Genomic DNA, 24271 nt, shown 5'->3' on the forward strand with positions numbered 1-24271 from the left:
CCTGCGTGCCGAAGGCAGCTTGGCTCGTATGGCCAAGCCAGCACAAGAACCTCCGGTGCTCAAATGCAACCACTGCGCCTCGGTTGTGGCGCCGGGGGCGAAGTTTTGCCCGTCTTGCGGGAAAACAGTGACGGTCCTGGAAGCGCCTTCCACGCATCCACCCCTCGCAGGACCTGTCCATGTCGTGCTTGGAGGCGGCACGCCACCTCCTGCGCTGCCGCCCGCGAGTTTGGCGGACCGGGTGAAGGCAGATTTGATCGACGCAGGCCTCATCTACGCGGGCGCCTGGCTGATCGGCCACATGATCTGGGAGTCCGCGTGGTCCGGCTGGCGCTATCCGCTGCCGTTCGGAGGCCAGACGACGACCTTGCTGCCATGGCTGCCCTTGCTGGTGGCGGCGTTGTATTGGTTCACGGAGGTCGTCGGCGGCAGATCGCCGGGCAAACGCCTCGCCGGGGTGCGCGTGGTGACCGCGGAGGGCGGCAAGCCGGGCTTTGTGATGCTGAAGAAGCGCTGGATGATCAAGATCGGCGTCTTCACTGGCGCGATGTTTTTGTGCATGGTGCTGTGGCAGATCCAGCTGGGCTCGCCCATGCGGAACGAACCCTGGCTGCTGAACCGGCTCGTGTTTCTGCTCGGCGGCGGCATTCAGGTGATGGTGCTGCTCTCCGCGCTGGGCATGCGCGGCCTGCATGACCGCGTCTCCGGCTGCACGGTGGCGCGGTTTGACGCCGCCGCCGCGCATCATCCCGCCTGGACGGCAGGCGAACTGCACGCGAAGGAGCTGCTGCGCAAGGCGCCGCGGCTGCTGCTGCAGTTTGTGAAGAGCGCGAGCGGCATCTTTGATGAGAAGGGCAGGTTCTCCTTCAAGCAGTTGCTGCTTTACCCGGTGCGCATGATCAAATCGAAGACGCAGGCCTTCCTGCAAGGCGCGGCGCTGGGCATGATCATCCATTTCTCCACCGTGGGGCTGAGCGGCGGCTACAACGACGTGGCGGAGTTTCCCACGATGCTGATGGTGCCCACGCTGTCGAAGTCCGCGCCGTCCTCGACCTTCTTCTTCCCGGTGGCGACGGCCTTGTGGGGATCGGTCGCCTCGATGTTCGGTTTCATCCTCGGCGTGTTGCGCGGTGGCAGCACACGGCGCGGGAACACACCGCCCGCGCTGCCCGGCACCGGCATCGCCGCTGGTTTGCTGGCTTTCTGGGCCTGTGACGACCTCCTGGCGGACGACTCCGGCTTGTCCGAGTGGGGCGCGGATCCCTCGCGATTCGCGGCGGAGGGCGGGCTGAACCTCGTGGGCCAAAGCACGGTCGTCGGCACCGCCACGGGCGTGGGAAATGCGATCGGTCAAACCGCAGGCGAAACCGTCGGACAAGGTCTTGCCCCCGGCGAGGGCAAAGAAGGCGAAGGCTGGATGGTGCAGGACACCGACGGCAAGGAGCACTTCTTCCCGAACGAGGCGGACGCTTACAAGTACTGGCAGACGCAGATGGACAAGCTGCAGCAGGAAACGGAGAAGGAGAACACGCGGCTGAAGCAGGATGACTACAAAAACACCGTCGAGCAGATCGGCTTCATCCAGTCCATCCGCGATGGCTTGAAGGCCTCGGGACGCGATTGCAGTGAGCAGGATCGAGAAATCGAGCGCCTCAGCAAGGAGCGCGACCGCATCAACCGCGAGCTCTCCGAGAAAGGTGCCACTGTGGACTACACCGCGCGCCAGCGCGACATCTGGCGTCCTGACCCCGTGCTGGAGCAGATGGTGCAGCAGCACAAGCAGGAGGCGCAGACCTTGCAGGACATCCACAAGACCGCCGATGCCATCCGTAATCTCCAAGCCCAGGGAAATCTCAGCTACACCGACGGACAATCGGAGAAGATGCTCGAAAAGCTCAACGAGATGTCCAAGAACCTGCTCGCGGGCAAACCGCCCTCGCAGGAGCAGATTAAGAAAATCCCCAGCCTCGTCGGCAAGGAGATGGAGGCGGAAACGTCACGCAAAGAGGCCCGCGAGACGAACTGGGTCCAAGAAGGCGCTCAAAGCACCGCCCGCGAAGTTTTCACCGGCACAAACTCCGATGGCGAGACCTCCTACAAGGCGATGGCGCTGCGCGGATTGCTCGGCGTCGCAACTGGCGGCCAGTCGGAGTATGGCATGGAGGTCGCGGAGAAAATGTACGGCGTGCATGATGACGTCATGGCGGGCAAGAGCGGCATGGAGGCCTTCACGAATGCCGCGGGCAAGGTCATCTTCGACGAAGGCGTCGGACGTGTGATGGAAAAAGGCATGGCCGTGACCGGAAAGACCGCCGGAGCGGCCTACGATGCCACCTTGAAAGGCACGAACTTTGATCGCGCCGCCAAAAAACGGCTCGAACAGGCCGGCAAGTTCCTGAATCAAGACGCGAAAGATCTCGTGGGCGGGCCAAAGCCCAAAAACCCAGACCTGCCCAGCACGAAGTTGGACGGCCCTTCCGATGCTGCGGTCAAAGACCGCACGGAGGCCTTCGAGAAAGGTCGTGAGATGGGCCATAAAAAAGTCAATGAGCTCGAGGAGGCGATGGGCAAGCATCGCGAGAATCCCACCCCCGAAAGCATGGCTGATTTGCGCAAGAAGCTCGATGCCGTGCAGCAGGACAAGCGCGCCATGCAGGCCTTGAACGTCCGCCAGGGAGAGGCCGCGGACAGCGTGCGCAAAGGCTTCAGCGAGGATCTCGGCCAGTCCTACAACCAGGCACACATGGCCGCAAAGGAGCGCATCTCGCTGGAGTATGGCGTGCATCCCGACGATGTGAAAGTCGTGCAGCCCACCAACAAGCCAGGCCTGGTGCCGAAGCCTGATCCCAGCGCTATCGCGAAAAAACCAAAGGGAACACCGCTGACTCGTGGAGATGATTTCACTCAAAGACCCGGCAAGGTGCCCGAGGTCGATCCTAAGAAGGCCAGCTTTGACCAGGACGTGACCTATCGTGTGCCACAGAAAGGCATTGATCCGCGCACAGGCCAGCCATTCATCGGCAAAGTCGATGTGCCCAAAGCGGATGCAAAGCGCATCTACAATGAAGAGTTTTACAAGGCGCGGCACGGCGGCGAGTTGCCCTATGAAAAGCATCTCAACGGCACCCGGAAGCTCGATAAGGCTGGCAAGCCCATCATCGACAGGGCGAAGGTCGATGACTACGCCCACAAAATGGACCAGTCCGTCACGGACCGGCTCGACGCGGAGGCTTACGGCACCGGTGACAAGGACCTTCAAACCGCTACCAACAGCAACGTGCGCGGCCGTGATTTCAGTGACGTCGAAGGCGTCGGCAAGACAATGGAGCACAAGCAATACGAATGGCGCAACCAGTCCCAGCAGATGCAAAAGGACGCGTCTGAGCTCAAAAAACTCGCCCAACAGGAGGCCGCCGCCGGAAACCTGGAAAGAGCCGCTGAACTCCAGAACCATGCGGACAACCTCTCCGCCGCCGCCGAGGCCAAGATGGAGGAAGGTTTCCGCCAGACGACAAAGCAGTTCAAAAACCAGATCCAAGGCCGCGTGGACGCGCTGAATGCTGAAATGGGTGCGAAAGTGGCCAAAGTGCCGCCAAAACTTCAAGAAGCTGTCAGCATCATGGAGCAGTGCGGCAAGGAGGCGGAGGGCGGCCTCTCTCCCGCGCAGGTGGAGCAAAAGCTCGCGCAAATTGGCTACACGCCGGAAAAAGTGGTTCAGCAAATGTCCGGCACGCTGGAGAGCCTGCAGAAGTTCAAACCCAAGCCTCCCAAGCCCGGCTACATGGGCCGCATCCTCGGTCAGACCGTGACGAAGGGCGCTCTCGATCAAAACTAACCTCCCATCCACTCCACGCTCATGAACTACGAAGGCAAAGATCTCGTCGCCACCGGCGCGGAACTCGTCGCAGCCTCATCGCTCATCGGCGAGCCTTATGGCAACCTCTCGCGCCTGCCGCGTGTGCTGCCCACGCCGGAGGTGGAGGACGGTGTGAAGGCTTTTTTGGAGCAACTCGCCCCGGAAAGGCGAAACATCACCACCGCGATGATTTCCGCCGTGGCCAATCCGGGCCGCGCCGGCACGCTTCACTACACGCTCGGCGATCTCGAGGTGCGCCGCGTCATTCTCGCCTGGCATCCCGCCACCGGCCCGGCGTGGACGTTCATGTTCTTTGGCGGCACCCAGTGGCATCTGCGCCTCGTCGAGCCGGAGGAACTGCTGCGAGTGCTCATGGAGGTGCTCCAGTCTGACACGCCGCTGCGCAGCACGCCTTACCGCTGCTGCCTGAACACCTCCTCGTCGCTGCTCTTCCTCGGCATCCTGCACCTGCTCCAGGCCGCGCACCTGCATGCCTGCCTCGGTCATGTCGAGTCGCCGGTGAGCTTTGATCCCAACGTCCTGCCAGATGTCATGCACGAAGGCTCCACGGAGGACTTCCGCTGGCCGCTCTATTTCTTCGACAAGGTGCTGCCGCATTCCGTCGAAGTGATGCCCTGGGCCGAGGAACTCGCTCCCGCGCTCGCCGACCTCGTCGCGCATGATCTCATCAAACCCGAAGGCGGCGACTACGCGCTCACTCCTGCCGGATTCGCCTTCGCCGCGGCCTTCCGCCATCATCTCACGAAGATCGGCCTGCGTTTCACCAGTCAAAACGACGCCGAAATCGAGACGCATGAGGCGGTGCTCCTTGTTCGCTCGCCGCACGACCTGCATCTCCTCGATGTCGGCGGAAAGGAAAGCGCTCTCGCGTCTCTCACTTTGGCGGATGCGCGCAACTTGCTCGCGGAGCTGCTCCATGTCGGTCCTGCGAAACCGGCCGCGCCTGTTTCAACAAACGCTCCCGCACCGGCTCCTTCGGCCAAACGCACCTGCACCGTTTGTGGTGCGCGCTACGCCATGGAAGCGGAAGTGTGTCCCACCTGCGGCACGCCCGCGCATGCGGAAGCCGTGCAAAAGCACGCTGCTCCCGCGTCTGAGCCCAAGCCTGCCGCAGCGGCACCACCACTGCCGGCAAACGCGCCTCCCGTTTGCAAGCAGTGCGGCAAACCGCTCGCCAAAGCCACGTCCAAATTCTGCGGCCACTGCGGCGCACCTGTCTCCTGATCATGTCTGATACCATCCAGCCATCTTTTTGCAGTCACTGCGGCGCACCGCTCACACCCGGCAGCGCGTTCTGCGATCAATGCGGCCATCGCATCGCGCAGGAACCATCCGCGCCACCACCGGTCACTGTGCCGGCGGCAACGCCTCCCGCACCCGCTCCTTCTCCCGCAGCCACGTTCACCGCGATCGAGCGCACCCAACAGCAGTCCTCGAAAAGCCTGCCAATGATCATCGTCATCCTGGTCGCCGCTGTGCTCGGCGTGGGCGGAGGTCTGTTGTATGAACAGCTCAAAAAAGGAAAGGCAGGCGGTCCTCCTGCTGGAGTGACCACGTCACCGGACAAGCCGGCGATTCTTTCCGATCCCGTGGGTGCGTTCGATGACAAAGGCACGCCGCCTGTCGAGGTCGCCTACATTCACTTCCTGGACGAGGCGCACCGTCTCACCAATGGCAACATTCGTGTCGGCTCGCCCAAATCCACGCCCACACACATTGAGGTCCGCGTCACCGCGCCGAATGGCAAGCCCGAGACCGTCGTCGTCCTCGAAAAATCCAACGATGGGCGTCAGGCCACCGTCATCGTCGGCCCGAAGGACGCCGGCGCGGTGCGCAGTTACACACTTGTCCTCGGCCCCGGAGGCTGGACCATCCAGTCTTTCGAGGATCTCGAAGGTTGATTTCGGCACGAAGCCATGAAGCCGGCGCGCAACAACTCCAACGAAGCCAGCACCGCGCTGCTCTTCTGGCTCGGGCTGGGCTTTGTCGCCTTTGGTGCCTTTCTCGCCTGGGCATTGCTCACCGCGCCGGAAGGGCCGCCACGCGAGCTCCTCTCCGCCACACCGACGCAACGCCTCGCCCGCATGGTGCCGCAAGACATCGCCTCACGCATCACGCTGGCTTTCGCCGGGCTGAGCGGCGTCTTCGGCCTGCTGCTCCTCGCCGGTGCTTTCATGGACATCTGCCGCCGCCTCAGCGGCCGCGGAAAATGAGCTTCAGATCGCATCGCAAGATGGTTTGGCTCCACGCGTTTTGACGGCCTCATGCTCCGCCTTTCCTCTCTCGTTCTCGTTTTCGGTTCCTCACTGCTCGCGGCATCCAAGCCCAACGTTCTGCTTATCTGCGTGGATGATTTGAAGCCCGTGCTCGGCTGCTATGGCGATCCGTTGGTGAAATCACCGAACATCGACCGCCTGGCAAAGCGCGGTGTGCTCTTTGAGAAGGCATATTGTAATCAGGCCGTGTGCTCGCCTTCGCGCAATGCGCTGCTCACGGGCCTGCGGCCGCAATCGCTCGGGATTTATGAGCTTAGCACGAATTTCCGCCAAGGCGCGCCGGACGCAGTGACGTTGCCGCAGCACTTCATGGCGAACGGCTACCGCGCCGAGGGCCTCGGGAAGATTTTCCACGTCGGTCATGGCAACGTGAACGACACCGCGTCGTGGAGCGTGCCGCATTACAGCCCGAAGACCATCAGCTACGCGCTCAAAGAAAACAATCCGCCTGAGTCCACTCGCGAACAGGCGTTGTTTGAAAACAAAAAAGAGGCCTGGAAGCTGCCACGCGGCGCCCCCACCGAATCCGCTGACGTGCCGGACAATCGCTACGGCGACGGGATGATCGCGGAGGAAGCGATCAAACGCCTCGCCGCGGCCAAAGCGAAGCCTGCAGAGCCATTTTTCCTCGCCGTGGGCTTTTTGAAGCCGCATCTGCCGTTTGTGGCACCGAAGAAATACTGGGACCTCTACGATCCGGTCAGTTTCAAGCTGCCGGAGCTGCAAAAAGCGCCCGAAGGGGCACCAGAGTTCGCACCGAGCACCTGGGGCGAACTGCGCCAATACAAAGACATGCCCGAAAAAGGCTCGGTGACGAAGGAGCAGGCAATTCATCTCATCCACGGCTACTCTGCCGCCACGAGCTACATGGACGCGCAGCTTGGCAAGGTGCTCGATGCGCTCGACGCCAGCGGTTTGGCCGCCAACACGATCATCGTGCTCTGGGGCGACCACGGCTGGCATCTCGGCGATCACGGCATGTGGTGCAAGCACACGAACTACGAGCAAGCGACGCGCATTCCGGTGATCGTCGCCGCTCCCGGCATCTCCGGCGGCCAGCGCACGCAGGCGCTGATCGAATCATGCGACATCTACCCGACGCTCGCCGAACTCGCTTCTCTGCCCGCACCGAAACAAGGCGACGGCCGCAGTTTCGCCGCCGTTTTGAAGAATCCGGGCACCAGCACGCGCGACCACGCCATCCACGTCTATCCGCGCGGCGAAGGTCGCATCGGTCGCGCCATCCGCACGCAACGCCACCGGCTCGTGGAGTGGAAAAAGCCCGGTGCGCCTGCCGATTCGGCCCTTCTCGAACTCTACGACTACGAAGCCGATCCGGCGGAAACCAAGAACCTCGCCACCGAGCAGCCTGAAGTCGTCGCCGCTCTGCGCAAACTCCTCGCCACACATCCCGAGGCCAAACCGCAAATCCCGAACAAGCCGAAGGCCAGGTAGTGACCATCACGCTGCCTCCATCCCGCCCGTGCGATACACCGATGGCGAAACGCCCACCTGCCGGCGAAACCACGCCGTGAAGTGCGAGGCATGGCGAAAGCCCAGCTCAAAGGCGATCTGCTTCAGCGTGCCTTCACCCGCCAGCACGCGTTCGCGGGCCGCGTCGAGTCGGCGACGCTCCAAATGACCGCGCAAACTCGTGCCAAGGTGCTGCTGGAGCAGTTGATCCGCCCGGCGCAGGCCCAAGGCGAAGTTCGGCGGCAAAGTCGGCATCGTTTGATCGAGCGGCCGCGTGTCCAGCCACGCGATGAGTTGCTCCACGCGGCTACGACGGCCCTTCGCGGCCACACGCGGCTCCGGTTCGATGCCGTTTTGATTCAGCACCTCGCTCCAAACCGCGAACCATTCCAAAAACGCCGCCTCTCGCGCCGACCATGTTGCCAGCGCCTTTGTCGCGGGCTTCACCGCCTCGCGAAACGTCACCGCTCTGCGCCCGCGATGCACGCGGCGGAAGAGTTCGAGCGTCGCGGTGCGCAGTTTGGCCAACTTCGCGGCGAAATTCAGCCCCGCGCGGAAAACCGGTCGCTCATCCGGCCACAGGCAGCGAAACCCGACCGAGAGCAACCGCGTCCCCGGCGCAAACCAATGCTGTCGCGGCCCCGGTGCGGATAAAAAGGCCTCGCCACGCTTCACGGCGATCTCTTTTCCATCCGCTCGAATCCGTCCGCTGCCCTGTTCCACAAAAAACACGCCCGCCGGCACCGGAATCTCCGCCGACCACACCCCGCACACCGGCACCGCCCCGCGATACACCCACAGCCACTCGCAGCGCAGGCTGCGCCAGGCATCGGCGGTGATTTCGGGTGGTCGGGGCATGTGTAAGCGATTTCCGTTTAGCATAACACACGGTGGTTGTCTGCCTTGCCGACTCTGCTTTGCTGCCCGGATGAAGCCCAACCTTCTGCTTTCTGTGTTTTCCGCGTGTTCCGTAGGCCTGCTCTCCGCGCAGGAGCCACGCAGCATCAGCGGCATCTATCCCTCGCTCGCCATGTTCAACAACGAGGGCGAGTGCGGCACGGGCGCGGTGGTGCCGTGGGCGGATCGCTTGTGGGTCATCACGTATGGGCCGCATCTGCCGTTCGGATCGAGCGACAAGCTCTACGAGATCACGCCGGACCTGAAGCAAGTCGTGCGACCGGAAAGCGTCGGCGGCACACCGGCGAACCGCATGATCCACGACGAATCGAAGCAGCTTTTCATCGGACCGTATGTCATCGACGCGGATCGAAAGGTGCGAGTGATCCCGCCGAGCATCATGCCCGGCCGTCTCACTGGCAATGCGCGGCACCTCACCGATCCCGCCGGCAAGATCTACTACGCCACGATGGAGGAAGGTCTCTACGAAGTGGATGTGAAGACGCTCGCCGTGAAAAACTTCATCCGCGACGGCAACGGCATCAAAAAGGGCTTCAAAGTCGAAACGCCGCTCTCGAAGCTCGACTCCCAACTGCCCGGCTACCACGGCAAAGGCCTCTACACCTCCCAAGGCCGCGTCATCTACGCGAACAACGGCGACCGCGACAAACGCGTGCTCACCGATCCCACCACGCCCAGCGGTGCGCTCGGCGAATGGACTGGCAGCGGCGATTGGCAGCTTGTGCGGCGCAATCAATTCACCGAAGTCACCGGCCCCGGCGGCATCCACGGCAGCGACGCCAACGCGCCCGTATGGAGCATCGGCTGGGATGCCAAATCGCTCATCCTCATGCTGCTTGATAACGGCAAATGGCAGTCCTTCCGCCTGCCCAAAGTCAGCCACAGTTACGATGGCGCTCACGGTTGGAACACCGAGTGGCCGCGCATCCGTGACATCGGCGAAGAAAACCTGCTCATGACCATGCACGGTGCCTTCTGGAGCTTTCCGAAGACCTTTTCCGCCGCGAACACTACGGGCATTCGCGCCCGCAGCGCCTACTTGAAGGTCATCGGCGACTTCACGCGCTGGAATGACCGACTCGTCTTCGGCTGCGATGACTCCGCGAAGTCGGAGTTCCTCAACAAGCGCAAGGTCAAAGGCGGCATCGACAGCATCGGCCAGTCGCAGAGCAATCTGTGGTTCACCAGCCCCGACACCCTGGACAAACTCGGCCCCGCGCATGCCAGCGGTGCGGTGTGGCTTCACGACAGCGTCAAAGCAGGCGACATGAGCGATCCCTTCCTCGTCGCCGGTTGGAAACATCGCAGCGTGTGGCACATCGATCATGCCAGCGGCACTTCAAAGCGTATCGAGACCACCGGCGACGATGAATGGCTCACGGTAAAGGCCGAAAAAGACTCCAAAGACTTCAGCGTGCTCATCACGCTCTCCAATGGCGAATCCCGCGGCAGCGAGCCCGATGCGATGTTCGACGGCATCGCCCGAATCGGCGATGAAAACGCTCAAACCGGCCTTTTCCGGCCACGCGGCGAAAACAAGCGCACGCTGAGTTTCGCGACAAAAGACGGCTACTACGAGCTGGGAGCCGATTTGGCCCTCAAACGCGTCGAAGACGCCAAAGCCAAGGCCTTTGTCGAAAAGGCCGTCGCCCTGCCGAAGAACGTCATCACACTCGATGAGGCCAGCGTGCTCGTCGTCGATGATCGCGGCCGTCGCTGGCGTCTGCCGCGTGCTTCGAAGGCCTACGACGCTGCCACGAACGCCGGCGAGCTGCGCATCTGCCGCGAAGTCGCCACCGAGCGTGACATGCTCAGCGCTTGCGGCACCTTTTTCGAACTCCCCGCCGAAAACGCCGACGGCTTCGCGAAGATCCGCCCCATCTGCTCGCACAACCTCCGTGTCACCGATTTCGGTGGCTATCGCGGCCTCTTCATCATGAGCGGTATCAAACCCGATGCCAAAGCCAGCGACCACATCCTCCGCAGCGAAGATGGCAAGGCCGCGCTTTGGGCCGGAGCCATCGACGACCTCTGGAAACTCGGCAAACCCCGTGGCGAAGGCGGCCCGTGGAAGTCCACAAAGGTCAAAGCCGCTCAAAAGAGCGATCCGTATCTGATGTGGGCTTATGACCAACGCACGCTCACGCTCAGCCACGATCAAAATGAGCCCGTAAGGTTCCACATCGAGCTCGACCTCACCGGCACCGGCCTGTGGGTGAGCTACAAACACTACGAAGTTTCCCCCGGCGAAGAAACCGCCCTCACCTTCGAACCCGCCATCCAAGCCCGCTGGCTCCGCGTCACCACCGACAAAGCCTGCGCCGCGACGGCGCAGTTGAAATACGAGTAGGCGACTTCTTGTGTCATTCGTCCTTCGGGATGAATAGGCTGACTGCTTTCAGGCCTGTTTTGGAGTGATACGGGCAGGCGGCGGGTGGAAAAATTTCATCGCATCGCGCATCAAAGATGTCACTATGGGCGCACAACCCAGCCGCCATGCCAGCCACCTTCGGACAAAAGCTCGCCGCAGCCCGTGAACAACGCGGCTTGTCCATCGAGGACGCCGCGCACGAGACGCGCATTCCCGCGCACCGCCTGCGGTTGCTGGAGGCCGGAAACTTCGCCGGCTTTGGCAGCATGACCTATGCGCGCTCTTTCATACGGGCCTATAGCGATTTCCTCGGCGTGGATTGCACCGCAATCATTCAGGAGCTGCCGGAGGGCGTGCTCGGCGGGGAGAACGATTACCGCTATCTCACACGATCCCACGGCGCGTGGTTGCGGGAACGCGCCGCGTATTCTGAGCGCGTCACCGCTCCTGCCGCCGGCAACCGCGTGCGCACCATCAAGTCTCCCGTGCCCGCCGCCATCGCGGTCTTCGTGCTCATTCTCGCGGGAACGGCCATGTGGGGAAAGCATGTGGCGGACGCCCGCCAGAAAATCGAGCCTGCCGCTCTGAAGGCCCTGCCGGTGGAGGATGAAGAGGACACGCCGCCGTCTCCCGCGCCGGTCGCCGCGCCACAATCCAAGCAAGTCGATTTCCCCGTCTCCATGCGTAAAGCCACTCCGGTGGATTGATCCCAGATGTCCGCGCCTGAAACAACTTCTGTGAAGAAAACCGGCGGCTGGGTGGAGCCGCTCGTCTGGAGCCTCGTGTTCGTGGCGGGCATTGTCATCGCCGCCGTGTTGAATGAATCCGCGCGAGAAGTCATCCTGCAGGGCGTGGGTTATCTCTTCACTTTCTTTTCAACGCCCTTCGTGCTCGAGGCCAGTGTCGCCTTCATCGGTTTGTGTCTTGTTTTCATCATCAACAGCCGCCGTATCGAGAAAGAGGGTGACGGCTGGGTGGTGATGGAGGTGAAAAAGCCGGACGCGGAGGCGAAAACACCGGCGGATAAAGCGGAGACGACCGTCTGAGCCGGAACAGGTCTGAATCCGGCTGGCTTTGCGGGCGTCTTTGTCTCAACTTCCGCTTCCCGCATGTCCGCCGCGCCCGCTCATTCACATACTGCCACCGCGCCTCACGTGGCGCGTGTCGTGACCGCGGGAAAATTCCTGCGGCTCGCGGACGGAACAGCGTTTTTCATGCGCGGCGTCAGCTACGGCCCGTTCCGGCCGAACTCACGCGGCCAGCCTTTCCCTGAGGATGCGCGCCTCGCCGCCGACTTGCGCCATATCGCTTCCCTCGGCTTCAACACGCTGCGGATCTACGAGCTGCCGACGCAGGCGGTGCTCGATGAGGCTGAGGCAAACGGCCTGCGGCTCATCGCCGGCATTCCATGGGCGGAGCATGTGGATTTTCTCTCGGACAGCGCGCTTCAGCTCGATATCGAAAAACGTGTGGCTGAAACCGCCGCCAGACTGGGCGGGCACAGCTGCGTCGCCGCGTTGCTGGTCGGCAACGAGATCGAAAAAACACTCGTGCGCTGGATGGGGCCGGAGCGTGTGCGCGCTTTCATCGAGAAGCTCATCCGCATCGCGCGGCAGAACGCGCCTGACACGCTCGTCAGCTACGCGACCTATCCTTCCACGGAGTATCTCGTGCCGCGCAGCGCGGATTTCCTCGCGGTGAACGTCTATCTGGAATCACGCGAGGCTTTTTCCGCCTGCCTCTCCCGTCTGCAAAACCTGGCGGGCAACAAGCCGCTGCTCATCACCGAGTTCGGCCTCGATGTGAACGCGCATGGGCTGGAAAAACAGGCGGAGGTCATGCGCTGGCATCATGACAGCCTGCTGCGTGGCGGTGGTGCCGGCGGCGTGTGGTTTGCTTACACGGACGAATGGCATCGCGGCGGGCGTGACATCACGGATTGGCGGTTCGGCATCACGGATCAAGCGCGCCATGAACGGCCCGCATGCACCGTGGCGCGTGATTTGCCCCCGCGACTCGCGGCGCCCGCGGACGCGCCGCGCATCTCGGTTATCATCTGCACGCGCAACGGCGCGAACACGTTGCGCGCCTGCCTCGAATCGATCGTCGCGTTGAATTATCCGGATTTTGAACTGCTCGTGATCGATGACGGCTCCAGCGACGCCTCCGTGGAGATCGCGCAAAGTTTTGCGCAGGTGCGTTATCACCGCCAGGAGCACGCGGGGCTGAGTGTGGCGCGGAATTTCGGCGCGCAGCTCGCCACCGGCGCGATCCTCGCCTACACCGACGACGACTGCATCGCGCACGCGGACTGGCTGTTGCACCTGAGTCACGCGTTCGCTGAAAAATCGGTCGTGGCGGCGGGCGGGCCGAATATTCCGCCACCGCCGAGAAACCGCGTCGAACGGGTCGTCGCCGCCGCGCCCGGAGCACCCGCGCACGTGCTGCTGGACGACATCGAGGCCGAGCACCTGCCCGGCTGCAACCTCGCCATCCGAAAGGACGCGCTCGAACGCATCGGCGGCTTCCGCGCCGAGTTCATGGCCGCGGGCGATGATGTGGACGTGTGCTGGCGGCTGCGCGAAGGCGGCGGTCGGCTTGTGTTCGTGCCTGGAGCGATGGTCTGGCATCACCGCCGCTTCACCGTGAGGGCGTATCTGCGGCAGCAGTCCGGCTACGGTCATGCCGAGGCGCTGCTGATGAAAACACATCCCGCGCGCTTCGGCCCGCTGGGCGGCGCGCGCTGGCGCGGCGGTATTTATGGCGACCAGCACCCGACGGATCATCCCGTGGAAGGCAGCATTTTTCACGGTTCCTTCGGGCTGGGTGCTTTTCAGGTCATTTATGCCTCTTCTTCGTTCCGCTGGTGGGAGCGCTTCACCGGCGTGCTTTGGATCGCGCTGCTGCTCGTCGCGCTGGCCTGCGGACAGCTCGAAATGGCCGCCTGCGCCGGCTTTTTCGCGTGCTGGGCCGCTTGGAACGTCAGTGCGCGCAACACCGCCAGCCTTCGCGGACCGGGTGACCGCCTGCTGCTCTGGCTGCTCGCATTGTGTCAGCCGGTGGCGCGTGAGTGGGCGCGTCTGCTCGGCATGATCCGCCTCGGCGCGCGCCCAACGCGACGGCCGTTGCTGCCGGAAATCATTCCGCCGGAAAAGCCGCACAAGTTCACGCTTCATCTCGGTTCGCTGCGCTTCTGGAGTGAGAAAAACATCGCTCGTGAAGCCTGGTTGAGCGAGCTGCGCAAATCGCTCAAGGCCGCGCACATCACCCACCGTGAGGATGACGGCTGGCGCTGGTTCGACATCGAGGCATGGCCCTGGTCGGAGGTCTCGCGCGCCTGGCTCAGCGTCACCGAATATCACGGCGAGGGTCGCTGCCTCACCCGTGTGCGCTGCCTGCTGCGCGTGCGGCGCGGCATCGGCTGGAACTACCTGCTGTGGTTCGTTATCGCCGGCTTGATGATGACGACGCGGCATCTGTTGATCATCGGTGCCGCTGCCGCCATCGCCGCCGTGCTGCTGACACCGCTCGCGCTCTGGCTTGCGCGCCGCGAGATGCAAAAACAAGCGCGCGAGGCGGCGCTGGCCGCGGGCCTGATCGAAATGCGCTAGCGTTTCAACACACGCGCAGCGCCCAACCACAGCAGCACCGGCACGACGCAGCTCAGAAGGATCGCCCAGAGCGGATCTTTCTGCCCCATGTGCCCGATGGCGGCGAACACAAAGCCCGTCGGGACCGAACCACAGGCCAGCGCCGGTAGAAACACACGCCAGCGCATGCGTGAAAGACCCGCAAGACACGCCACCGCCTCCGGCAGCACCGGCATCCAGCGTGAGAGCGCCACCAGCCAGCCGCCGCGCTTCTCGAAAATCTCCTCACCGCGTCTCAGGCCCTCCTCTCCCGCGATCCAGCGCGCCGCGCCGCGTCCCAGCCACCGGCACGCCGCGTACGCGATGACGCCGGAGAGCATCGAGCCTGCCGCGCTGATCAAACCACCCAGCCACCAGCCATGCATCCACCCAAGCGCCGACATCACCACCGTCGAGGGCACGGGCAGCGCGATGTCAGCGATCAGGAGCACGATCCCCGCCACCCATGCCCAGCGTCCATAGCCTTCCATCCACTCACGCGCGCCTTCGATGCTGAAGGCCGCGTCAAACCGCGCGCCCCAGATCAAGAAAGGCACGATGATCCCGCTCAAAATCAGCAGTGTCAGCACCAGCAGCGCGCGGTTGGATGAATTCATCACACGAAAAAGAGCATGCTCACGGCCTCTCCGCCACCATCAGCCGCGTGAACTCTTCATCGCTGGTGTTGTAGTAGATGCGTTTGCCATCGGCGCTGAAGACGGGATGCGGATCGTTGCGGCGCCAGGATTTCGCGCCGCGATTCTGCTCAAAGCTGTGCAGCACCACCCACTTCCCGCCGTTCATGCCGGCCACCATGACGCCCCACTCGTTCGGTTTGCCGCCGACCGGCTCCGTCATGCCGTCGGTCACCATCAATTGGCCGTCGGGACTCACCGATGGATGCGAACCGCGCAGCACCGGCACATCCTTGAGCTTCGTGTAGTTGCCCGTCTGAATGTCAAAACTCACGTTTCCCATCTCAAAGATGTGCCGCGAGTCTGGGGTCCAGCCTGGATGGCCCCACTTGCCGTGCTGCCAGACGCACACGCCTGCCTCGAGGTCATAGCACACAAGCCCCTGCCGGTGGCTGGCGTTTTTCGCCATGAAGTTGTCACCACCGTTACCGGCTGCGATTTTGAAGAACACACGCTTCAAATCCGGGCTGATCACCGGAAAGAAAATCGAGCACGGCCTGCCGCCGAACTCCTTCGACAGCCATTCGCCGTATTTCGCCTCAACTTCGCTGATTTTCGCGCGCGTCGTCGTTTTTCCTGTCGCGGCATCCCAGACTTCGAGATCGCGATAGGGGCCCGGATTCCAATGGCAGCCATACATCGGCAGCAAATCGCCCTCCGGCCTGCCAAAGCCGACTTGATGATTTTCCGCGACGATGACCCGCTCCAATGTCTCGACATTCACCACGACCACACGCCACTTTTTGTCGGTCACCTCGTGAAACGCCACGCGCTTGCCACCGGAAAGCCATTGCTGACACGCCGCGCGGTGAGCGTCCTCGGTGTGAACATTTTCTGCCAGCACCGTCTCCTTGCCCGTGGCACGCTCCAACATGCGCAACTCGCCCACATAACCGGCGGGATGTGATGACGTGAAAAACAACACGCGTTTGCCATCAGGACTTTCCGGGTTCGCCACATAGTAGCTGTGAATCGTGTGCCGTCCCGGCAGGGCGGAGACCTGGGTGATCTTCACATCCTTCGCCCATGCTGTCACGAGATCATCCGCCGGGCACGTGGTGGCAAAGAGACAGGCCATGGCAAGGACGCGTTTCATGGCGGCATAAACGCACCGTTGCGCGCGAACCATGCAGAACACTCACTCCAGCCAGAACGTGGCGTCCTTCGGCGCGGTGTAGCGCACCTCCATTTCAGGAGTGTCGATGCGTTTGCCGCCACGATGCAAGGACTCGACGGCGGCGATGACCATGCCGGAAGTTAAGAGCGTGCGTTCCGGCGGATAAGCGGCGCGGTTTTCGATCACCATGCGCTCGATGTGATGGACGAGCGGATTGAAGAAGTCAGCGGTGGTGGCGACGGAACTCGGCATCGGCAGGAACATCTGGCAGGAGGTGATCTCACCCGTCTCGGCATTCAGACCGGCGTAGTTGAAGTCGCGAATGCCGAGCATGAAGAGCGTGGTGCGGAAGCCGTCGCGATGCTCGATGAAGTAACCGTAGGCCTCCGGGAAGTTTTTCCGTGCCCACTCGAAGCTGATCGCCTCGGTCGGATAGCCTTCCTTCACGGGAAGTGTGTGGCTGCGGCTCAAGGCGGCGAGCAGAAGCCGCTGCGTCTGCTTCAAGCCGGCCGCGTGGGCCCACATGGCCTCGCCACGAAGAGCGAGGACGTATTGAATGCCGACCTCGCCTCCTTTGCGACGCTCGGACATGCACTGGGCCGTTTCGAGGCCGTGAAAGTCGTACTTCTCCACGCCACCGTAGCCGACGGCGACACTCTCGCTCAACGGCGTGCCCCAAGGCAGGTCGATGGCGGGCAATCGGCGTGTCACGGGCAATGAGGAACCGGCGAGGAACGGAAAACCCAGACGTTTCGAGTCAGCGACCATCTCGACGCATTGTTTCCAGTCGGTGGAAAGGTGCTTGTCGTTGAAGACGGGCACGCTGCGGCCGCTGGATTCGAAGACTTTGACGACTTCTTTGAAGAACTCGAAGCGCGGGTAGAGCGTCTGGCCTTTCTCATTCACGGGATAGTCGCCGTGCTCGCCAATCAGGACGACGCCATCGACCGCAAGCTTGCCAGTGCCGAGCGTGAGCGCGTCGTCGATGCTTTTGTGAATCGAGATGCCGTAGCGCTCCGAACGGCCGCGAGCGAGGTCGTTGGCAGGAAACTGATCGACGTAGAGCGAGACGAGATCGACCTCCGGCTTCCGCCAGCCGCCATTCCAGCCGTAACCGAGCGCGAAGCGGTCGATGAAGTGCTGCGCGTGCGATTTCTCGAACACGACCGTGGCAATGAGCGCGATCTTTTTGCGCGGCGATGCCGCAGTTACGTTGGCGACAGCCGCCGCCGAGCCGAGGAGGAAGGAACGTCGCGACCAGGGCATGACGGCGGCAATTGGGGTGTCAGGCGAGCAGTTGATCGACCACCTTCGCGCCCTGGTTGTCGGTGAGCGACGCGGCGAGGCCATTGCGCTTGTAGGTGAGGCGCGTGTGGTCGAGGCCGAAGACCTTCAGCAGCGTGGCGTGGTAGTCGTAGTGCTTCACTTCGTCTAGGACCGCCTTGTGGCCAAATTCGTCGGTCTCGCCATGCACGTAGCCTTTTTTGAAGCCGCCACCGGCGAGCCACATGCTGAAGCCGTAGGTGTTGTGGTCGCGGCCCCACTTGTCTGGACCGGCGTCGTTTTGCAGCACTGGCAGGCGTCCCATTTCGCCACCCCAGTGCACGACGGTGCTGTCGAGCAGACCGCGTTGTTTGAGATCGAGGATGAGCGCCGCGCTCGGCTGGTCGGTGGCTTCGCAATTCTTCGGCAGCGCACTGACGAGCGAGCCGTGCTGGTCCCAGGACTGGCCGGAATTCAGCACCTGCACGTAGCGCACGCCGCGCTCGACGAGACGACGTGCGATGATGCAGCGCGTGGCGTAGTCCTTGGTGATCGGATTATCGACGCCGTAGAGCTTTTTGACGTGGTCGGGCTCCTTCGAGATGTCGAGAGCCTCCTTGGCGGCCGTCTGCATCTTGGCGGCGAGCTCGTAGCTGGAAATGCGTGCCTGCAGGTCGAGTTCGCCGCGATGTTGAGCGAGGTGGTCTTCGTTGAAGGCCTTCAGCAAGGCGAGCTGCCGCTCCTGCGGCGTGCCAGCGAGCGAGGCGGGCGGATCGAGATTCAAAATGCGCGGCTCGGTCGGGCGCACGAGCGTGCCCTGGTAGAGCGCGGGCAGCCAGCCGTTCGTGTAATGCTCGCCGCTGAAGGTGGGCAGGCCGCTCGGGTGCGAGAGCACCATGTAGGCCGGCAATTCGTCGGTCTCGCTGCCGAGACCGTAGGTGAGCCAGGAGCCGATGGCTGGACGCCCCGCGGTGATGCGTCCGGCGTTCATGGCATAGAGCCCTTGCGCGTGGTTGCTCACACCGGAGGTCATGGAGCGGACCAGCGTGATCTCATCGACGACCTTCGCGAGGTTCGGCAGCAACTCGCTCAGCTCCATGCCGCACTGGCCGTGCTTCGCGAACTTCCACGGCGAGCCGAAGCACTTCGACGAGGCCTGGGCGAGGTTGTCATACTTGATCTCGCCGGGGAATTTCTGCCCGTGATACTTCGTGAGCATCGGCTTCGGGTCAAAGAGATCCATCTGCGACGGCCCGCCCATCATGAAGAGCGAGATCATCGCCTTCGCCCGCGGCTCAAAGTGCGGCTTCTTCGGCGTGAGATCATAGCGGACCTCGCCAAAGCTCTCCGGCTTCACCGGCGCGGCAAGAAGGCCTTCCCTTTCCAATAACGAGGCGAGCGCCAGCGTGCCAAGGCTGTAGCCATTGGCATGAAGGAAATGACGGCGAGAGCAAAGCGAGGTGGATTTCATTCGACGTAAAGGAAGCGGTTCGAGCTGCAAAGGATCTGGCAGAGGCTGGCCATGGCCTCCTGCGGCGGATTTGGCACGACGCCTTTCGGGTGCTGGATGTCGTGGTGATACTGCGTGAGGGCCTTGGTCTGCTCTTCGAGGTAGGCGAGGCACTTCGCGATGTCAGCGTCGGTCGCAGGCTGGCTGTAAAGCAGTTCCCACACGCGGCGCAGTTGCTTCGCACGGTCTTTGGGTGCCTCCTTCTCGACGAGGTCGGCCAGACGGCGCGAGCTATCGAGCACGAAGGTGTCATTCATGAGCAGCAGTGATTGAGGTGCGACGGTGGTTTGGGCACGCAGCTCGCAATTCGGCTGCATGACCGGCGCGTCGAAGGTTTCGAGCACGGTGAGCGGCTTGCTGCGGCGCATCTGCACGTAGATTGAGCGGCGGAAGTCGTCCGCTCCGGCGGGATCGACCTTGTTTAGCGTGATCGTGCTCTTGTCGATGCCGGTGATCACGCGGCCCTGCGGATCACGGCCGATGCCGCTCGGCGGGCCGTAGCTGGCCTGCACCAGCGTGCCGGTGACGCCGAGCATGGAATCGCGCAGCGTTTCGGCATCCAGGCGGCGCATTTTGAAGCGGGCGTAGAAGCGGTTCTCAGGATCGGCGTTCAACGAAGCGCTGTTCACCGAGGATTGCCGGTAGGCGCTGCTTAAAACGATCAAACGATGCAGCGGCTTCAGCTTCCAGCCGCCTTTCACGAACTCGTCGGCGAGGTAGTCGAGCAGTTCGGGATGAGTCGGAAGCTCGCCGAGGCGGCCGAAGTCTCCAGGCGTGTTCACGATGCCGCGGCCCATGTGGTTGAGCCAGAAACGATTCACCAGCACGCGGGCCGTGAGCGGATGCTTCCCACTTGTGAGCCACTGCGCGTAGGCGAGGCGACGGCCGCTCGATCCGCTGCTCATGGCCACCGGTTTGAACGGCTCGATCTGCGGGCTGGCGAGAATGCCCAGCTCTCCTGGCTGCACGGCCTGCTTTGGCTGGTCGTGATCGCCGCGGTTGAAGAACTTCGACACCGGCACCTGCCCCTTCACTTCGGTGAGGGCCATGACAAAGCCTTCCACGGGTTTGGTTTCGCGCAGCTTCTTCGCCTCGGCCATCTTGGCATCCACGAGGTCCTGCTTCTTCTTGTCGTAAAGGTCGAGCGAGTAGGTGGCCAGCGCGGAGGGATACTTCTTGATGAGCGCCTTCTGCTCCGGCGTCTGCTTGGCCACCGGCGTGTCACGGGCGACGCGGAAGGCGGCCTGCTCCTCCTGCGGCACCTTCTTGATCTCCACCTCGAAGATCTCATCGAGGAACTTCTTCGACATCGCACGTGCCTCGACCTCGATCTCCTTCGCCTTCGCCTCGATCTCGGCGGCTTTCGCACGTTCTTCCGGCGAGTAGAGCGAGTAAAGCCTGCTCGCCGGCGCACGCCAGGCCTCCCAGTTGTAGGCCGGGTCGAAGATGGCGCGCAGGCGGTAGTAATCGACCTGCGTGATCGGGTCGTAGCGATGATCGTGGCATTGCGCGCAGGCGACCGTCATGCCCATCAGCGAGGAGCCGAGGATTTTCATTTGCTCGGCGATCACCTGGTTCTTCGCGAGCTTCGCATCGTCCACGGTGTCGCCCGTGCCATCGGGAGCCATGCGCAGAAACGCTGTGGCGATGAGTTGCTCGGTGCGTTTCGGGTCCAGCACGGCCTGCTGGAAGTCGCCGTGCGTGGCGTTGGCGAGTTCGTCGCCCGCGATCTGTTCCTGAATGAACTCGTCCCAGGGCTTGTCCTCATTCATCGCACGAATGACGTAATCGCGGTAACGCCAGGCCTGAGGACGCACGCTGTCGGCCTCCGTGTAGCCGTTGGAGTCGGCGTAACCGACCACGTCCAGCCAATGTCGGGCCCAGCGCTCGCCGTAGTTCTTCGACGCCAGCAGCCGCTCCACGAGCTGCTCGTAGGCGAGCGGCGACTGGTCGTTCACGAACGCCTCCACCTCCTCCGGAGTCGGCAGCAGTCCGGTCAGATCCAGCGTCACGCGACGGATCAGCGTGCGACGATCCGCCTCTGGAGCCAGGGTCAGGCTCTTCTCATTCAGTTTCGCCAGAACGAACGCATCCACTGGCGTGCGCACTTTCTCCCAATCGACCTTCTGAGGCACCGCAGGCCGCTTCACCGGCTGGAAGGCCCAATACTCGCGGTCTTCGTCGGAAATGATCGGTCCCGGTGCCAGTGCGAGCGGTTCGGGCTTCGCCGTTTTCGCCCCCTGCGTGATCCACTTCTCGATGACCGCGATCTCAGCCTCGGCGAGCGGCTTTCCCTTCTCCGGCATCTCCCCGCTGCGGATCAGCTCCACCAGCTTGCTCTTCGCCGGCTGTCCGGGCGTGACGATTTTGTCCATGAAGCGCCGCAAGCGCAGATCGAGCCCGCCCTCGGGCTTTTCCTCCTCGCCATGGCAGTGCGTGCAGTGCGTCTTCAGGATCGGCCGCACGTGCTTTTCAAACGTGAGCACGGACTCCGCACCGCGGGCGGTCACGGCAAGGGTACAAAACAGGGCGGCGGCAGTCGTCGGCTTCATCGGTGGGCCAAACCTACGGTCGGAACCCCTCGCATTTTGCCTGCTATTCCACCGCCACCTTCACCACCACTTTGAGCACCTGCTCCGGCTTGTCCCACTCGATGCACGGCGCATGCGCGTCTTGCGGCCACAGGATCGCGAAGTGACCGTCGCTGACATGCAGTGGCGTGAAATCCGCTGTCAGCTTCCACAGCGCGGCCTCCTTCTCCTCCGAGTAAGCCATCATTTCCTCCTTCATCGACGCCAGCGGTGCCCACAGGATCGTCTCGCGGCCGCTGTGGATGAACTGCACGTCGATGTATTTGCGATGAGCTTCAAACTTGGCCTTCTCGATCGGCTTGGTCTCGTAGGTCTGCACAAGCGCGAAGCAGTGGTCGCCGTCGATGTCATGACGGCCGATTGCCTGCGTGCCGTCAAAGGTGCGCAACCACGCGAAGGTCTTCGCGAAGCGCGAGTTCAGGGATTCATAGCGGGCGGCGTTGTCGAGCGTGTCGAGGATCATGGCGCGCCATTGGTCGGCAGATGCGCGCGGCTTGCAACGAGTTCCGAATCCGAAATCACATTGCCCCGCGCTGCATCCTCGCTCATAACTCGCGGCCAATGACGGGCGCACTTCGCAGACTTTCCCTTGGATTCATCCTCATGGCCGCGGCGGCGGCGGTGCTGCTGCTTTCGGACCTCGGATCGCGTGTCTCGACTGCACCCAAGGCCAACGCCGGCCGCGTGATGCGCGTGGCGATGCTCCAGCATGCGTCGCAGGCGATTCTCGATCAGGGACGCGACGGGATGATCGCCGGATTGAAGGAAAAAGGCTGGGAGCAGGGCAAGAACCTCGAACTCAAGCTCTACAATGCCGAGGGCGACAACGCGGTGTCGCAAACGATCGCGAAGGAGATGGCGGGTGGCGGCTACGATTTGCTCATGACCATCAGCACCGTGTCGCTGCAGGCCGTGGCGAATGCGAACAAGGCGGGCGGCACGAAGCATGTCTTCGCGCTGGTGAGCGATCCGTCCATCGCAGGCGTCGGAGTGAGCAAGGCGAACCCGCTCGATCATCCGGCGCATCTCGCGGGCTTCGGCACGATGCAGCCCATCGCGGAGGCGTTCAAAGTCGCGCGCGAGATGAATCCGGCGCTCGCCAAGGTCGGCGTCGTTTGGAACGCGGCGGAGGCGAACTCGGAGGCGCAGGTAAAGCTGGCGCGCAAGGTGTGCGCGGAGCTAGGCATCGAGCTGATGGAATCGACCGTCGATAACTCCTCTGGCGTCGCCGAGGCTGCGGGCGCGCTCGTGGCACGCGGCGCGGACGCGTTGTGGATGGGCGGCGACGTCACCGTGATGACTGCGGCGGACAGTTTGATCGCCACGGCGAAGAAGGGCCGCATTCCCGTCTTCACCGTGATCCCGCCGAACGTGAAGAAGGGCTCGCTCTTCGACCTCGGTGCCGATTATCCCGAAGTCGGCCGCCTCGCGGGCAATTTGGCAGGCGAGATCCTCAGCGGTCGCAGTCCGGCCACCGTGCCGATCACGAACGTGATGCCGGAGATGCTCGCGCTGAATGAACTGGCGACGCAAGACCTCAAGGCGACATGGAAAATCACCCACGCCATGCGCCAGCGTGCGCAGCTCATCATGGATGCCAAAGGCGCGGAGCAGAAACGCGCCAACGCGAACGCCGCGCCAAACCCAAGCGGCAAAAAGTGGAAGATCGCCATCGTGAACTACATCGAGTCCGGCCCGTCCGACGACACCATGGCCGGCATGAAGGAGGCGTGGAAGCGCAGCAAGCTCGTCGAGGGCAAGGACTACGTGATCAGCTACCGCTGCGTGCAGGCCGACATCGCATCGCTCAATGGCATCTTCGACGCCGTGCTCACCGAATGCGCGGACATCGTCGTGCCCATGTCCACGCCCGCCTTGCAGGCCGCTGTGCAGAAGGTGAAGAAGGTGCCCGTCGTGTTCACGGTCATCGCGAATCCCGTCGTCGCAGGTGCAGGCAAAAGCTTCACCGATCACCTGCCGAACATCACCGGCGTGTCCGTGCTCGCGCCCGTCGATGCGGCGCTCGACATGATCCAGAAGCACTTCCCGCAGTATCGCCGGCTCGGCACGTTGTTCTGCCCCGCCGAGGCGAACTCGGTCGATTTGAAGGAGTCGTTTGAAAAGCTGTGCAAGGAGCGCGGCCTCACGCTGGAATGCGTCGCCGTAAATTCCTCCAGCGACATCGCCGACGCGTCGCTCTCGCTCGTCGCGCGTCCCATCGACGCCGTGGTGCAGATCTCAGACAACATTACCACCGCCGGCTTCAATGCGCTCACCAAGGCCGCGCGGCAAGCACAACGACCGCTCATCAGCCTCAACAGCACCACGCTTCCGCTCGGCGCGCCGATCTCGCTCGGCCGCGACTACCACAACTGCGGCGAAGCCACCACCGAGATGATCGAGCGCGTCATCCGCGGCGAGGACGTCGCCAAAATGCCCTTCATCCTCCCACCGAAGCTCTTCTACAGCGCCAGCCCCGCCAACGCCGCCGCCGTGGGCATGACGCTGCCGGAGGCGCTGCTCAAAGAGGTCAATAAAGTCGCGAACTGAC

At 62.9% G+C, this 24271-nt stretch carries 17 protein-coding genes; 10 read left to right on the forward strand and 7 right to left on the reverse strand.

The annotated features are described in order from the left end of the window. Positions 1–127 precede the first annotated feature (127 nt). The 5 genes from ACILSE_RS01905 to ACILSE_RS01925 are packed head-to-tail and all read left to right on the forward strand — an operon-like array spanning position 128 to position 7608. Complete coding sequence (locus ACILSE_RS01905; protein WP_395715648.1) at positions 128–3835, forward strand: RDD family protein; 3708 nt, start codon at positions 128–130, stop codon at positions 3833–3835. Positions 3836–3856: 21 nt separating this feature from the next. Beyond that, complete coding sequence (locus tag ACILSE_RS01910) at positions 3857–5101, forward strand: hypothetical protein (RefSeq protein ID WP_395715649.1); 1245 nt, start codon at positions 3857–3859, stop codon at positions 5099–5101. A 2-nt stretch (positions 5102–5103) separates the two neighbouring features. Continuing rightward, positions 5104–5778 (forward strand): zinc-ribbon domain-containing protein, encoded by a 675-nt coding sequence (locus ACILSE_RS01915; RefSeq protein ID WP_395715650.1) that lies wholly within the window; start codon positions 5104–5106, stop codon positions 5776–5778. 15 nt (positions 5779–5793) lie between these two features. Then, complete coding sequence (locus ACILSE_RS01920) at positions 5794–6090, forward strand: hypothetical protein (RefSeq protein WP_395715651.1); 297 nt, start codon at positions 5794–5796, stop codon at positions 6088–6090. Between the two features lie 51 nt (positions 6091–6141). Beyond that, complete coding sequence (locus ACILSE_RS01925; RefSeq protein ID WP_395715652.1) at positions 6142–7608, forward strand: sulfatase; 1467 nt, start codon at positions 6142–6144, stop codon at positions 7606–7608. Between the two features lie 6 nt (positions 7609–7614). On the opposite strand, the gene ACILSE_RS01930 is transcribed toward ACILSE_RS01925, so the two are convergent. Then, the gene (locus ACILSE_RS01930) at positions 7615–8484 is read right to left on the reverse strand and encodes an AraC family transcriptional regulator (protein WP_395715653.1); all 870 of its coding nucleotides are present in this window, start codon (positions 8482–8484) and stop codon (positions 7615–7617) included. Positions 8485–8554: 70 nt separating this feature from the next. Between ACILSE_RS01930 and ACILSE_RS01935 the strand changes: the two genes are divergently transcribed. From ACILSE_RS01935 to ACILSE_RS01950, 4 genes are all read left to right on the forward strand, one after another. Continuing rightward, entirely contained in the window at positions 8555–10894 is a 2340-nt protein-coding gene (locus tag ACILSE_RS01935; protein ID WP_395715654.1) for a hypothetical protein, read from the forward strand. 146 nt (positions 10895–11040) lie between these two features. Beyond that, entirely contained in the window at positions 11041–11622 is a 582-nt protein-coding gene (locus ACILSE_RS01940; protein ID WP_395715655.1) for a helix-turn-helix domain-containing protein, read from the forward strand. Positions 11623–11628: 6 nt separating this feature from the next. Continuing rightward, complete coding sequence (locus ACILSE_RS01945) at positions 11629–11961, forward strand: hypothetical protein (RefSeq protein WP_395715656.1); 333 nt, start codon at positions 11629–11631, stop codon at positions 11959–11961. Between the two features lie 63 nt (positions 11962–12024). Then, on the forward strand, positions 12025–14526 hold the full coding sequence (locus ACILSE_RS01950) for a glycosyltransferase (RefSeq protein WP_395715657.1): 2502 nt from the start codon (positions 12025–12027) through the stop codon (positions 14524–14526). Here the strand turns inward: ACILSE_RS01950 and ACILSE_RS01955 are convergent. From ACILSE_RS01955 to ACILSE_RS01980, 6 genes are read right to left on the reverse strand one after another with little or no spacing between them, the layout of a single operon-like run. Further along, complete coding sequence (locus tag ACILSE_RS01955) at positions 14523–15161, reverse strand: TVP38/TMEM64 family protein (protein WP_395715658.1); 639 nt, start codon at positions 15159–15161, stop codon at positions 14523–14525. The two genes, ACILSE_RS01950 and ACILSE_RS01955, sit on opposite strands and share 4 nt — an antisense overlap. A gap of 19 nt (positions 15162–15180) precedes the next feature. Continuing rightward, a complete protein-coding gene (locus ACILSE_RS01960; protein ID WP_395715659.1) occupies positions 15181–16335 on the reverse strand; it encodes a hypothetical protein in 1155 nt (384 codons plus the stop codon). A 42-nt stretch (positions 16336–16377) separates the two neighbouring features. Beyond that, complete coding sequence (locus ACILSE_RS01965) at positions 16378–17622, reverse strand: hypothetical protein (protein ID WP_395715660.1); 1245 nt, start codon at positions 17620–17622, stop codon at positions 16378–16380. Between the two features lie 19 nt (positions 17623–17641). Further along, positions 17642–19090 (reverse strand): DUF1501 domain-containing protein, encoded by a 1449-nt coding sequence (locus tag ACILSE_RS01970; protein ID WP_395715661.1) that lies wholly within the window; start codon positions 19088–19090, stop codon positions 17642–17644. After that, complete coding sequence (locus ACILSE_RS01975) at positions 19087–21681, reverse strand: PSD1 and planctomycete cytochrome C domain-containing protein (protein WP_395715662.1); 2595 nt, start codon at positions 21679–21681, stop codon at positions 19087–19089. Before ACILSE_RS01975 ends, ACILSE_RS01970 begins: the two co-directional genes overlap by 4 nt. 43 nt (positions 21682–21724) lie before the next feature. Beyond that, entirely contained in the window at positions 21725–22183 is a 459-nt protein-coding gene (locus ACILSE_RS01980) for a YhcH/YjgK/YiaL family protein (protein WP_395715663.1), read from the reverse strand. 98 nt (positions 22184–22281) lie between these two features. Between ACILSE_RS01980 and ACILSE_RS01985 the strand changes: the two genes are divergently transcribed. Continuing rightward, on the forward strand, positions 22282–24270 hold the full coding sequence (locus ACILSE_RS01985; protein ID WP_395715664.1) for an ABC transporter substrate-binding protein: 1989 nt from the start codon (positions 22282–22284) through the stop codon (positions 24268–24270). Position 24271: the final 1 nt, after the last annotated feature.

The sequence above is a fragment of the Prosthecobacter sp. genome, from assembly GCF_044236155.1.
Classification (GTDB): domain Bacteria; phylum Verrucomicrobiota; class Verrucomicrobiia; order Verrucomicrobiales; family Verrucomicrobiaceae; genus Prosthecobacter.

What these genes read in the sequence shown, in the direction of transcription:
- ACILSE_RS01910 (WP_395715649.1), top strand. Translation starts at nt 3,857, where the DNA reads ATGAACTACGAAGGCAAAGATCTCGTCGCCACCGGCGCGGAACTCGTC.
- ACILSE_RS01915 (WP_395715650.1), top strand. Translation starts at nt 5,104, where the DNA reads ATGTCTGATACCATCCAGCCATCTTTTTGCAGTCACTGCGGCGCACCG.
- ACILSE_RS01920 (WP_395715651.1), top strand. Translation starts at nt 5,794, where the DNA reads ATGAAGCCGGCGCGCAACAACTCCAACGAAGCCAGCACCGCGCTGCTC.
- ACILSE_RS01925 (WP_395715652.1), top strand. Translation starts at nt 6,142, where the DNA reads ATGCTCCGCCTTTCCTCTCTCGTTCTCGTTTTCGGTTCCTCACTGCTC.
- ACILSE_RS01930 (WP_395715653.1), bottom strand. Translation starts at nt 8,484, where the DNA reads ATGCCCCGACCACCCGAAATCACCGCCGATGCCTGGCGCAGCCTGCGC.
- ACILSE_RS01935 (WP_395715654.1), top strand. Translation starts at nt 8,555, where the DNA reads ATGAAGCCCAACCTTCTGCTTTCTGTGTTTTCCGCGTGTTCCGTAGGC.
- ACILSE_RS01940 (WP_395715655.1), top strand. Translation starts at nt 11,041, where the DNA reads ATGCCAGCCACCTTCGGACAAAAGCTCGCCGCAGCCCGTGAACAACGC.
- ACILSE_RS01945 (WP_395715656.1), top strand. Translation starts at nt 11,629, where the DNA reads ATGTCCGCGCCTGAAACAACTTCTGTGAAGAAAACCGGCGGCTGGGTG.
- ACILSE_RS01950 (WP_395715657.1), top strand. Translation starts at nt 12,025, where the DNA reads ATGTCCGCCGCGCCCGCTCATTCACATACTGCCACCGCGCCTCACGTG.
- ACILSE_RS01955 (WP_395715658.1), bottom strand. Translation starts at nt 15,161, where the DNA reads ATGAATTCATCCAACCGCGCGCTGCTGGTGCTGACACTGCTGATTTTG.
- ACILSE_RS01960 (WP_395715659.1), bottom strand. Translation starts at nt 16,335, where the DNA reads ATGAAACGCGTCCTTGCCATGGCCTGTCTCTTTGCCACCACGTGCCCG.
- ACILSE_RS01965 (WP_395715660.1), bottom strand. Translation starts at nt 17,622, where the DNA reads ATGCCCTGGTCGCGACGTTCCTTCCTCCTCGGCTCGGCGGCGGCTGTC.
- ACILSE_RS01970 (WP_395715661.1), bottom strand. Translation starts at nt 19,090, where the DNA reads ATGAAATCCACCTCGCTTTGCTCTCGCCGTCATTTCCTTCATGCCAAT.
- ACILSE_RS01975 (WP_395715662.1), bottom strand. Translation starts at nt 21,681, where the DNA reads ATGAAGCCGACGACTGCCGCCGCCCTGTTTTGTACCCTTGCCGTGACC.
- ACILSE_RS01980 (WP_395715663.1), bottom strand. Translation starts at nt 22,183, where the DNA reads ATGATCCTCGACACGCTCGACAACGCCGCCCGCTATGAATCCCTGAAC.
- ACILSE_RS01985 (WP_395715664.1), top strand. Translation starts at nt 22,282, where the DNA reads ATGACGGGCGCACTTCGCAGACTTTCCCTTGGATTCATCCTCATGGCC.